Annotated in this window: 11 protein-coding genes; 4 read left to right on the top strand and 7 right to left on the bottom strand. The window is 47.0% G+C overall.

Annotated features, from left to right (window positions below; genetic code table 11):
* The coding region (locus VIN66_RS10645; protein ID WP_331923972.1) for an Ig-like domain-containing protein at positions 1-1314 on the bottom strand (1314 nt) is incomplete at its 3' end.
* A gap of 361 nt (positions 1315-1675) precedes the next feature.
* Here VIN66_RS10645 and VIN66_RS10640 point away from each other — a divergent pair.
* On the top strand, positions 1676-3010 hold the full coding sequence (locus VIN66_RS10640; RefSeq protein WP_331923971.1) for a dicarboxylate/amino acid:cation symporter: 1335 nt from the start codon (positions 1676-1678) through the stop codon (positions 3008-3010).
* 37 nt (positions 3011-3047) lie between these two features.
* On the opposite strand, the gene VIN66_RS10635 is transcribed toward VIN66_RS10640, so the two are convergent.
* From VIN66_RS10635 to VIN66_RS10625, 3 genes are all read right to left on the bottom strand, one after another.
* Entirely contained in the window at positions 3048-3701 is a 654-nt protein-coding gene (locus VIN66_RS10635) for a thiopurine S-methyltransferase (RefSeq protein WP_331923970.1), read from the bottom strand.
* Positions 3701-4696: a protease SohB gene (gene sohB, locus VIN66_RS10630; RefSeq protein ID WP_331923969.1), complete on the bottom strand. Its 996-nt coding sequence runs from the start codon at positions 4694-4696 to the stop codon at positions 3701-3703. Before sohB ends, VIN66_RS10635 begins: the two co-directional genes overlap by 1 nt.
* A gap of 100 nt (positions 4697-4796) precedes the next feature.
* Entirely contained in the window at positions 4797-7277 is a 2481-nt protein-coding gene (locus VIN66_RS10625) for a VolA/Pla-1 family phospholipase (RefSeq protein ID WP_331923968.1), read from the bottom strand.
* 224 nt (positions 7278-7501) lie between these two features.
* Between VIN66_RS10625 and VIN66_RS10620 the strand changes: the two genes are divergently transcribed.
* Positions 7502-8245, top strand: a complete 744-nt coding sequence (locus VIN66_RS10620) for a YciK family oxidoreductase (RefSeq protein WP_331923967.1) — start codon at positions 7502-7504, stop codon at positions 8243-8245.
* Positions 8246-8322: 77 nt separating this feature from the next.
* Here VIN66_RS10620 and VIN66_RS10615 read toward each other — a convergent pair whose 3' ends face one another.
* The gene (locus tag VIN66_RS10615; RefSeq protein WP_331923966.1) at positions 8323-8868 is read right to left on the bottom strand and encodes an H-NS histone family protein; all 546 of its coding nucleotides are present in this window, start codon (positions 8866-8868) and stop codon (positions 8323-8325) included.
* A gap of 329 nt (positions 8869-9197) precedes the next feature.
* On the opposite strand from VIN66_RS10615, the gene can reads away from it, so the two are divergent.
* Positions 9198-9854, top strand: a complete 657-nt coding sequence (can, locus tag VIN66_RS10610) for a carbonate dehydratase (RefSeq protein ID WP_331923965.1) — start codon at positions 9198-9200, stop codon at positions 9852-9854.
* Here the strand turns inward: can and VIN66_RS10605 are convergent, their stop codons facing one another.
* On the bottom strand, positions 9855-10388 hold the full coding sequence (locus VIN66_RS10605; protein WP_331923964.1) for a hypothetical protein: 534 nt from the start codon (positions 10386-10388) through the stop codon (positions 9855-9857). It abuts the gene before it with no gap.
* Between the two features lie 66 nt (positions 10389-10454).
* Complete coding sequence (purU, locus tag VIN66_RS10600) at positions 10455-11288, bottom strand: formyltetrahydrofolate deformylase (RefSeq protein ID WP_331923963.1); 834 nt, start codon at positions 11286-11288, stop codon at positions 10455-10457.
* 155 nt (positions 11289-11443) lie between these two features.
* Here purU and tsaA point away from each other — a divergent pair, with 155 nt between their 5' ends.
* Positions 11444-12151 carry a tRNA (N6-threonylcarbamoyladenosine(37)-N6)-methyltransferase TrmO gene (gene tsaA / locus VIN66_RS10595; RefSeq protein WP_331923962.1) on the top strand — a complete coding sequence of 236 codons (708 nt, stop codon included), beginning with the start codon at positions 11444-11446 and terminating at the stop codon, positions 12149-12151.
* The last annotated feature ends 58 nt before the right edge of the window (positions 12152-12209 follow it).

Genomic DNA, 12209 nt, shown 5'->3' with positions numbered 1-12209 from the left:
GGTACTGATAGTGCCGCCTGCTGCGTTATCCAGTGAGAAAACTACCACCTGGTTTTTAACAGGATTATTATTCGCGTCACGCACAATTGCTCGAATGGCGCTGGACTCACCAACTCCAAGCTGAGCAGGAAAAGCTTGTGTTTCAACTTTGGTAGGATTAACCGCAACGAACTCAATGGTCTTCTTCGCACTTACAGCATTGGCACCTTCACCGCCAATAGCACTGATAGTAGCAAGGCCTGCAAACTGAGAACGCACAAATGCCTGAGCTTTACCTTCTGCATCTGTTACATCAGAAGAGGTAACGCTAGTTGCAAGATTCGCTTCAGAATCTGCAATTACGCCACGGGTGGTATTGAACGTAACATCCTGGCCAACATTTGCAGTGTTATTTACCAGCCACTCAACATTCAACGCCTGTGCTGTATTCAGATCAACTTCTAACACCTGCCCCTCTTCTGTATCTGTGTCCACAAATGCAAAAGTATCAGCACTGATATTAATTACAATACTGTTTGTCGCACCAAGAGCCGCCACTGTAATAGTATCAGTGCCGCTGTTAACTGCTGTGTAGGTGAAACTGGCTTTCCCGGCGTTTCCAGAGGTAACAGGACTGGTATCACTTAACGTGTTCCCCAATGCAGACGTAACGTCTATCTCAACGCCCTGAACACCCGCACCATTTGAATCAGTGAGGAACAGATCAATAGTCGCAGAGTCCGCCAATACAACGGAATCAGGAGCAGCAACATCAATCCCCGTACCAACAACAGAAACGGTCAATTCTGAACTCTGTTGCTGCACCCGCGCCATAACCTTAATATCGCGGATATTTTTGTTGGTCTGAGTCGTCAGCGTTGCTTTGGCTACACCATTTTCGCCGGTTACACTGTCAATCTGAACGAGCTCACCAGAATCTGAAGAAAAACTAACTGGGACGTCAGCTAACACCACATTGTTAGTATCACGTACTAGCGCAGTCAGTTCTACTTTACCAGAAGCGCCAGACCCCAATTGCAATGTATCTGCAATCAATGCAACTGAACCAACAGTAATATCAACGGTATCACCGCCATCACCAGCAGAGTTAAATGCCGCTTCTGCAGTAGCGTTATTGTAAGTAGCGGTTACAGTTCCTGCACCACTGCTATTACCTGCCAGAAGTGAAATTGTTGCTACACCTTGCGCATTGGTCACTGCACTGCCGGCGGTATTACCAAAAGTAGCAAGTGCTTCATTACTCAGCCCAAACTGAATAACGCGCCCTGAAACGACACCATTGTTAGTCGCCGTGAGTGTTGCAGTTGCTGTCAAAGGGGTGGCTTGCGCTAAGGCATTTGATGCAGTGCCATCAGCGTTAGTTAAACTTACTGCCAGACTGTATACCGGCGTAGTGTTTCCGCCGCCCCCATTACCACCATCAGAATCCAGAGTACCGCCCCCACCACAGGCTGCAAGCATTGTAACGATTAGCGCAACGAGTAGTTGCTGGATGTTTCGCATGAAAACTCTCCCTAGCTGTATTTATTATATAGTTTTTGTTAATTCTGTATCTTAAACCATTAATATTGCAAACGTCACAGCATATTTGAAAAAAAAATCGTCCGAATATGCCTTTCACAGTCTCAACCTGTTAGGCTTAGCGCCATTGCAAACTGGATACTAGTCTGATGTTATGACAGGAAATAAGAAGCTGGGGCTGACCGCCCGCATTGTAATAGGTATGGTTGCCGGCATAGCTGTTGGTTTTCTTTTTAAATTGTTGCTGGCCGGGCAGGAAGAACGCATTCTGCATATACTCGGCATGGACATACCATTAAAGGCGCTGTTTATTGATGGTTTCTTTCATATAGGCGGTGAGATATTTATCGCCAGCTTAAAAATGCTGGTGGTGCCGCTGGTATTTGTGTCACTGGTTTGCGGTACCTGCTCCTTGTCTGATACTTCAGCGCTGGGCCGCCTGGGCGGAAAAACGATTGCTCTGTATCTTATCACGACAGCCATTGCCATAAGTTTGGCGATATTTGCAGCATTACTGATTGGCCCGGGTGAAGGTATACAGATGCAGTCTGACGCCAGCTTTAACCCAAGCGAAGCACCGGCACTGTCACAGGTGTTTATTAATATTTTCCCCAGTAACCCGATAGAATCGATGGCAAAAGGCAATATGCTGCAAATCATTGTATTTGCGGTGCTTTTTGGCCTGGCTATGGCAATGAGCGGTAAAGCCGGTGAGCGTCTGGCTGCGGTGTTCACCGATCTTAGTGAAGTCATCATGAAATTAGTGACGTTGCTGATGAATCTGGCGCCTTATGGTGTGTTTTTTCTGATGGCAAAACTGTTCACGACGCTTGGATTTGAAACGATAGCCAGCCTGGCAAAATACTTTGCGGTAGTGATGTGTGTATTGGTAATACATGGTCTGGTTAGTTACGCCGTCATACTAAAATTACTGACTGGCCTTAACCCTGTTATTTTCTTCCGCAAGATGCAAGATGCGGCGCTGTTTGGTTTCAGTACGTCCAGCAGTAATGCCACTATGCCTGTAACAATGGAAACCGTAACCAAAAAGTTGGGAGTCAAAAACAGTGTGGCGTCATTCACTGTACCTTTGGGCGCGACGATAAACATGGACGGCACGGCCATTATGCAGGGAGTGGCAACAGTGTTTATTGCACAGGTATTTGCAGTGGATCTGTCTGTTTCTGATTACCTGATGGTAATACTGACAGCAACACTGGCATCTATTGGTACCGCTGGCGTGCCAGGTGTAGGTCTGATAATGCTGGCGATGGTATTGCAGCAAGTTGGCTTACCGGTAGAAGGTATTGCCCTAATTATTGGTGTTGACCGTCTGCTTGATATGACCCGCACATCGGTCAATGTTACAGGTGACGCCATGGTATCTTGCATTGTTGGTAAGAGCGAAGGCGCTTTTGATAAAGCCGTTTTCGACGATGTTAATGCCGGTAGCAAAGAAGAGAATGTAGATTTTCACAAGCTGCGTTAATTCACTGCTATTGCTGCGTATTACACTGTCAGCCTGCTTAGACTGGCGGCAGTGTAATACGGTAAACAGTTTCAATCAGACTGCTGGTTGCAAACCGGCGTCTGGCAAAACCTTTTCCGGTTAACTCTTCTGAACCGAGCAATATAATCTCAGCACCTGCAAAGAGTGTTTTTATTTCACTACACGGCACACTGAAAGGCGGACCTTGTTTTTCATGTTGTGGATACTCAAGGCTGATGAGCAGAATATCCCCACCCTTTGGCATCAACTTACGCAGCTTTTGCACATACTGCTGCCGCATTTCAAGGGGCAATGCAATTAAGGCAGCTCTGTCATATATCAGGTTACAGCCGCTGATATGTTGCTCAGTTAATGCAAAAAAGTCACCTTGCCACAGGTCAATAGCGCCACTCTGATAGTAATGAAAAGTGTGTTGTTGACTGACGTTAAACGGCAAAGCTTGTTCCAGAAAAAAATCTTTACAAGCAATTGCTGATAACTCAGCACCGATAACTGGCAGATAGTGCGCCAAATAGCTCAGATCCGGCGACTTTCCACACAAAGGTACAAAAACCTTGTGTTTCCCGGCAATAACGGCGGGCAGATACTGACGCAACAAAGGATGGGCTTCATCCAGCTGAAACCCTAGCTCATTATTCTGCCAACGCTGGTGCCAGAATTCCGCTTCCATCAACGGATCCAGCTATGTTGAATAAGTCTTTGCCAATAGTGAGAAATGATGCTGGCTGACCCCATACCCACTTTCTCTGCAATGCCTTTGCGAAGCTGATACTTCACCTGAAATACCTGGCGCTGAAACATTTGAGTCAGTATGTAGTCATCACTGGTCTGGATAGTATCAACAAGGTTTAACCCAAGCGCCTGGTGTCCAAACCAATGCTCTCCGGTTGCCACTTTATCAATATCTAACTGTGGCCGGTGCTGCAAGACAAATTGTTTAAACAACCGGTGCGTATCTTCAAGTTCATGCTGAAACTTCTGCCTGCCTTTATCCGTATTTTCACCAAACAGGGTAACGGTGCGTTTGTATTCACCCGCAGTAAACTGTTCGAAATCGACATTATGTTTTTTCAATAACTTATTAAAGTTGGGTAACTGAGCGATTACACCTATCGAGCCCACTATTGCAAAAGGGGCGGCAAGAATCGTATTACCGATACAAGCCATCATATAGCCGCCGCTGGCGGCAACCTTGTCTATTGCTACAGTCAGATTAAGCGGGTGCTGCCGTAACCGGTCTAATTGAGAAGCTGCCAGGCCATAGCCGTGTACAACACCGCCACCACTTTCGAGCCGCAGCAATACCTCATCCTCCTTACTGGCGACTGCTAGTATTGCCGTAACCTCCTCCCGCAGCGACTCAGTCTCCCGTGCATCCAGGCTGCCGTTAAAATCAAGTACAAACAGCTTAGCTCTGTGGTCCGGTTTGACAGCCCGCTGCGCCTTTTGCCATTGTTTGAACTGTTTTTTTTCCAGCAGGTGCTGCTGCATCTCTTCAGCCATCGACTGATAATGTTTGGTCAGATCAGTAAACTGCAACTGGCCTTTTTTGGCTTTATTTTTGGCAGCAGCTGCCCCGGCGATCAAGCCTACAACCAGGCCAATCGCCAGCACTAACGTTGCGGTCTTGGCCAGAAACAAACCGTACTCATATAAAAATTCCAATGCTATCCCCTCAACTTATGCTTTGTTGCATTGTAACGACTTAATAAAAAAGAAAAAGCCCGGTAAAACCGGGCTTCATCATAACCAGCTAACCTTGTACTTAGTTAGCCGGCGCTAATACACCGGGATTAGTCACAACGATAGCTGCACCACCGCTACCGATAAAGCTGGCAGCCTGCATTTGCATTTCAGCTGTAGCTGCAGCACTGGCGCTAGGGTCCAGTATCGATGCGTGGCCACCGGCAGTAAAGCGCGCCAGTGAGTTTCCGCCATCTGTCATCACAGGCCCTGCTACGTTATCTACCGTAGTCACGCCTAATAAACGTCCAAGAGGCTCAGTACCCGCCAGCGGCATTTTACCTGCGCCAACAGCTTGTAAAGGAGATGCAATACCGTTTGGAATAACCTGATCAGGTAAAGAGTCTGCGCCGTCGCCAGCAACTTCAATGATATAAACCGGCGTTTCAGCAGCCACCAGGTTCTGCGCGTAGTTATTTGGATCACCACTGTCAATTACTGTCTGGGCAGCAAAAGAGAACTGGCTATAACCTGCGTACAAAGCTGCTACAGCGGCATCTTGCCCCTGCGCTCTCAGATAAGACTCAAAAGCGTTGTAGCATGCTGAGAAAGGCGGCACCAGCGCTGCGCCACAGCCATTCTGACTCTGAGCAAAAGACGAGAACGCCGTTTTAATCTCGGTAGTGCCCACACTTAACAGAACAGAAGACTTAATTAACGGGCCAAACTGCCCTGATTCCAGCAGGAAGTTTGCAATAGCACCACCTGGCATCGCCAGCGTTGCAGTCTTCATCGCATATACCGCGTCTATCTGGGCTTTCTGCGGTTCACTCAATGTAGCACTTTGCACCGGCGTATTCGCTGCACCTACAGCAGAAGTGCCGGTAATAGCGCCTAGCGAATGCCCCATAAACTGTACATTTGTCGGGTTAATGGTGCCAGATTGGGTCAGGTTACTGAAGTTCAGGCCAGCCCGTAGCCCGAGAATATCACTGATACTCTGGCGAACATTGTCGCGGGTCGTCAGCAAACTCTGCAGATTCATATAATCTGTTGCATTATTTGTTGAAGCATTGATTACCACAGTGCGGGTACCGGTATCTGTAGGCACCTCCACACTAAAACCACGATCACCATGCAGGGTGTGATCAATTGCCACGACTGCGAAACCTGCCATTGACAGAGCACCAGCAACTGCCAAAGCATTACTCTTGCTACCGGTAATACCATGCTGGAATATCACTACCGGCCAGCCACCGGCAGGCATCGTCATAGCAGGCTGGCTCTGTGCTGCTCGTAACATATTAATCTGAGCTAAATCCGGCACCGTCATCAGTACCGGCACGTTCACAATCTGGTTAACCTTAGGTACTGGGTTAAACTTGGTAATATGGCGTGCCGTATCCACTCCAATATTAAAACCTAATAAATTCGCCGGGTTTTGCAGCTGCTCAGGGCTCAGGCCCAGGTCTGCCGGGTTAATCAAACCAGCTTGAATCGCTCCTAACAGCGTAACCGGGCTGTCGTACTGCGCCAGCCAACGGCCGGTTAATGGTGCCAGCGGATTATCAGCTGTTGGCACACTGCTGAAATAAGGCAGATTAATAGCACCGCCGTACACCTGAGCGGTGGTCGCAGCAGCATAAGCAGGATTTGCTAACGTAGCCTGCGAGACAGGGATCAAACCTGCCTGAACTAACGCATCTGCTGCGGTATAACCCTGCGGCGCAGCATTTAACACCGGGCGAAGCGCTGGTTGTAGCATCAGCTGCTTAATAGTATTAAAAACAACATCGGTAGATTGGGTAGTCATAGCTGCGGTGTAGATTATGCTGTCCCGGTTTACACCTTCAGCCTCGATCACATCTTCAAAGCTGTTGATCAATTTTTGCAGTGAAAGCTGCGAAGGAGTATTAAGTGGTCGCGTTTCGTCATCCTGTTTCACCAGCTCATAAGATGTAGACGGGGCAATAGGGTTACCCTCACTGTCCTCTAACACTGATGTTAGAACAACCATATAGGTGGTGGCCGGTTTTAACGGATTAAGTGGAATAACTGCAACATTATTACCGCTGGCACCTGACACAAAATCAACACCGAACGTCAGTTCACCTATTACTTTACAGGCATGACCCTGACTGACTGTACGGCAGTCGGCATCAGACGATAAAGCACTGCCGGAAACGATTTCAAACACGCGTACCGCGCCGGGTGTCGATGCCGTTGAAGCATTCAGGCTAATACCAACAGCAAAATCAATTGCAATGGTGAAAGGGTTTTGTGTGGACCAGCCGTCAAGTGCCCCTAATGCTACCTGAGGGTTCGCATAATCAGGTGTGGCGCCGCTATCAGTGGTCAGCGTGCCGTCAGTCGTCCCCTGAAACAGCAGATCATTAGGTACAGACAGACGTGGTGTACTGGCACCCGGATCAAACACGACTCTGGAATAGGATTTTTCAGTGTTATCACCAACATCAGACTTTATATCATCTAAAGATTCGCTACCGCACCCGGTCAACCCGAGCGCCAGAGCAACAGCCACACTAAGTGTCAGCTTGTTCATAATTTCTCCCCTATCCTGACTTTTATTTTTTGTTTTTAAAGCAAACGCTTAGTTTGCTTGTTGGAAATTGTTCACTGATATAGCTGCAACAGCTACGACCAGTTAAAGTTAACTCAAAGCTAAACAAATCGCTAGCGCAAAGATACAGAAAGCGTGAAGAAAGGTGCAAAGTTTATCAATTGCGCGTATGCTGGCGCCGTTTTTTTGGCAACAGGTTAGGTTATATGCACAGTTATCAGGCCGCTACAGACGCATTAAAAGACAAAGTTATACTGGTTACCGGTGCTGGTGACGGTATCGGCAAAGAGGCTGCACTAACCTATGCCCGTCATGGTGCTACCGTTATTTTACTTGGGAAAACGGTAAATAAACTCACCACGGTATATGATGACATCGTAGCTGCCGGGTGCCGTGAACCGGCTATTATCCCGCTGGATTTGAAAGGCGCTACGGCCAAACATTACCGGGATATGGCGGCGACGATAGAAGCAGAATTTGGCCAGTTAGATGGCGTGTTGCACAACGCGGGTATTCTTGGTGTATTAAGCCCGTTTGAGCATATCGACTTGCCAACCTGGAATGACATCATGCAGGTAAACGTCACGTCAGCAATGCTGATGACACAGGCGCTGATACCACTGCTTAAACGCACTGCCGCATCTTCTGTTGTATTTACATCGTCTGGTGTAGGCCGCAAAGGCCGCGCTTTCTGGGGCCCCTATGCTGTATCCAAGTTTGCCACAGAGGGCTTGATGCAAGTGATGGCTGATGAGTTTGAGAATAGCAACATCAGGGTCAACTGTATAAACCCGGGCGCTACCCGTACCAAAATGCGCAGCAAAGCCTACCCGGGTGAAGATGTTAGCAAGCTAAAAACTGCTGCTGATCTGATGTGGCTGTATCTGTACTTAATGAGCGATGACAGCCGCGAGGTTAATGGTCAGTCGTTGGATGCTCAACCCAAATAAAGCCTGCAGTAAAACTACTGTACCACAGATATAAAAAAAAACCGGCCAGAGCCGGTTTTTTTTTATATCTGTGGTACTTATTTTTTAGTCAGAATTTCTTCCGCGTTTGCTGCTGCCCATTCGTTCCAGGCATCGACTTTACTGTTAAAGTTCTCAATCGCCTGCGCCGTAGCTTCGGCAATCAGCTTATCAATCTGCTTTGCATATTTCTTATCAACTTTAGCCAGAGGCATTACGTCGATACCGCGCTCCTGTAAGCCTTTCTTCATTGTATGCGTACGTAACAATAACAACTGACCATTTTCAATATAAAAATACTGGTTTTCTTTATTGATAGTCTTAAACTTTGGTTTGGTTGGACGCTTTTCAACTTTATCCGAAGTTTCAACGTTATCAGAAACAAGACCGTCATGATTCAACTTATAACCCAACTGCTCAAGCGTGAATCCCTGTGACTTGGCTAACTGCTCTAACTGGCTGATAAGCTCTACTTCTTTTTGCCGCTCAGCCAGCACGGCATTGAGCGTTTCGATAACATCAGTTAATTTCGCCAGTGTTAATTCTTTTGCAGCTTTTTTCAGTTCTCGTTTATCTAATAAAATTGACATTGCAACCTCCTCCAAACTTAATGGCTTCAGGATAAGCAATTAGCGTTGTAAAATAAAGTGACAATCCGTATTGTTTTATATAAAAAATTCAGCATCATTCAGCTTCAGTTAATACTTCATAAACTTTCAATATTATTTCTCGATTAAAGCAAATTTTTCTATTTTATTCAGCGTAGCAACATAAATGTCATTCAGATATTTATTTGTCGTCAGCGATTCCTGCATTCGTTACTCCGTCAGCTCCAGTGGTTTCAGCCTGTTAATGTGTTAATTAAGCTGGTCGGTGCTCTAAAAGTAGGTAAAATCAGCTATCTTGTCGCGATTTTCTGACTGAAGGTAAAATTATGCCAAACTTTAAACAGTTGTTTATTAATAATAAAAACTGGGCTGATCGGATAGAGAAAGAGCAACCAGGTTTCTTCAGACAGCTATCTGAACAACAAGCCCCAGAGTATTTATGGATTGGCTGCTCTGATAGCAGAGTACCGGCTAACGAAATAGTGGGTTTACTGCCGGGAGAGCTATTCGTTCACCGTAATGTCGCGAATTTAGTCGTACACTCCGACATGAACTGCCTGTCAGTACTGCAATACGCTATTGATATTCTTAAAGTGAAACACATTCTGGTGGTTGGCCATTATGGCTGTGGTGGTGTCAAAGCGGCACTGACTAAACAACGCGTCGGTTTTGTCGATAACTGGCTGCGAAATGTCAAAGACGTCTATGCACTGCACCGTGAAGAAGTAGATGCTATTGCGGATGAAGACGAGCAGCTTAACCGGCTTATTGAGCTTAATGTCGCCGAGCAGGTTCGCAATCTTTGCCATACCAGCTTTGTACAGGAAGCGTGGGAACGCGGCCAGCCACTTGCTATCCATGGCTGGGTGTACAGTTTACGTAATGGCAGGGTCAAAGACTTACGCGTCAGCCATTCTTGTGCAGATAAAATTGACGACATCTACACACTTGACCTGACTGACTACCATCCGGAAGAAAAGTAGTCATTTAAAAATGATTTGCTGCTGCGCCACAGGTTGATAAGTGGCGCTATGGCCATCCACCCAGCTGCCGTTCTGCAGATAACTGGATTTAGTTTCCATAGTGCCATCCGGCATAATGCGGCTGAATGATTTTACCTGAGTGATACCATTCTGATTATTTTCGACCTGCTCCAGCGCAATAATTTCGCCGACATTACTGTTGAATTCCATAGTACCATGCGTATAAAAACCGGCCGTGGTGAAGTAATAATAAGCCAGACTTTGCTTACTCTCATCCCAGAAAATAAATGACTCGCCACCATACTGACCATCATTGATAGAATGCACAGTTTTGATTGCCTGACCGTTCAGCGCCCGACTCCAGAATGAGCGGTCTATCACCTTCTCAGTGCTACCCGGTTGTGTCAGATCACCTTGCCAGTGCTGATTAAGATAGGGCCTGAATGGTTCAAGTTTAGGATGAAGTATACCCGTTTCCGCCGCTTGTATGACATAACTGAACAGCAACGCACTGAACAACAACATGGCTCTCATGGCAAAACTCCTTTTTGATATATTCACGAAGTATCTGAGAGAAAATCGCTTATGTAAAACAGCCAATCAGAGGATCACCGTTTTATTGCCATGCACAAATACCCTGTCCTCGACAATATACTGCAGCGCTTTACTCAATGCCGCTTTTTCAACATCCCGCCCGGCTCGGGCCATATCATCTGCACTAAAGTTATGATCTACCTGCGCCACCATCTGCTGAATAATAGGGCCTTCATCCAGATGATCATTCACAAAATGCGCCGTGGCACCGATGATCTTAACACCTCTGTCAAACGCCTGCCGGTAAGGGTTAGCGCCTATAAAAGCTGGCAAAAAGCTGTGGTGAATATTGATAATTCTGTTCGGATACTGCGCGACAAAAGCTGGCGTTAAGATGCGCATAAACTTAGCCAGTACCAGATACTCCGGCTGGTAAGGTTTGATCACCTCCAGCAGTGCCGCCTCATGCTCTTGCCGGCTCAGTCCCTGATGGCTGACAAAATGATAAGGTAAATCGAAACGGGCGGCCAATTGCTCAAGCTGCGGATAATTACCGACTATAGCAGCAATATCCAAAGCCAGAGAGCCATCAAACACTTTCATCAGAATATCACCCAGGCAGTGGGCTTCTTTGGTCACCAGCACTACAACCTTTTTCGCCCGCTGGTTTATCAGGCTGCGCGATGAACCCGGCGGCAAGGCGCGATCTAAATCAAACAGCAGTGTATTGTCGTTAAACATCCCCTCGAGTTCAGTACGCATATAAAACTGACCGCTGACCGGGTCTACATACTCAGTGTTACGAATGATATTTAACTGATGTTTGTAACAAATATTGGTAATTTGCGCGATCAGCCCTTTTGAATCCGGACATTCTGTAAGTAAGATTTTGCGTTCCATAGCCATTAACCACTTGCCGATAAACAGCTGAGTGTTTTACCGCATTTTCCCTTACGGCGTCAAAGACATTCAGACGTCTTCTACTTAACTTGTTGTTTCGGCAAAAAACCGCATAATACCGCTCATTATGCATGTATCTATCTAGCCAGGAGTTTATGGCGTCTTATCAGTTTAATGTAGTGGGCTATGTCCGCTCACCCTATAAACAGAAATTTGCGATCCCACGTCAGCCAGGCCTGATCCCGGAAGCTACCGGCTATCTGGAGCTTGAGCCTGAGTATTGTGATGAGGCTATTGTGCGGGGGATAGACAGCTTCAGCCACCTGTGGTTGCTGTTTGTCTTCCATGAAACGGCTGATAAAGGCTGGTCGCCAATGGTGCGGCCACCCCGTTTAGGTGGTAATGCCCGCAAAGGGGTCTTTGCTACCCGCGCAACCTTCAGGCCCAACCCGGTTGGGTTGTCAGTAGTAAAATTGGAAGGTACAGAGCGTAAAAATGGCAAATTGCTGCTGAAGCTCAGCGGCATAGATTTGCTCGACGGCACCCCTGTTATCGACATCAAACCCTACTTGCCCTATTCTGATGCACTGCCCGACGCTGCCGGGGGCTTTGCCGATGCCGCGCCTCAAACGGCAATGACAGTCAGTTTCTCTGAACAGGCTGAACAATTCTGTCAGCAACAGCAAGAGCCCGAGCTACAGATTTTTATTGAAAAAGTATTAAAGCAAGATCCTCGTCCTTCCTATAAAAAGCAACGCGACGGTGAACAGAGTTACGGCATGACGCTGTATAACTACAATATCAAATGGACTGTGAACGGAGAGCATAATCATGTTACTGAAATTCATCGGCTGCCTGAGTAGCCTGACCGCTGCAGCAACCTGCTTTGCCCTGTCCGCCGCCGAGCTGCCAAAGCTACCA

Origin of the sequence: Rheinheimera sp. (assembly GCF_036568245.1) — a bacterium.
Lineage (GTDB): Bacteria > Pseudomonadota > Gammaproteobacteria > Enterobacterales > Alteromonadaceae > Alishewanella.
The sequence above is the reverse complement of the archived record's forward strand: the minus strand, read 5'-3'. Positions and strand labels throughout refer to the sequence as shown.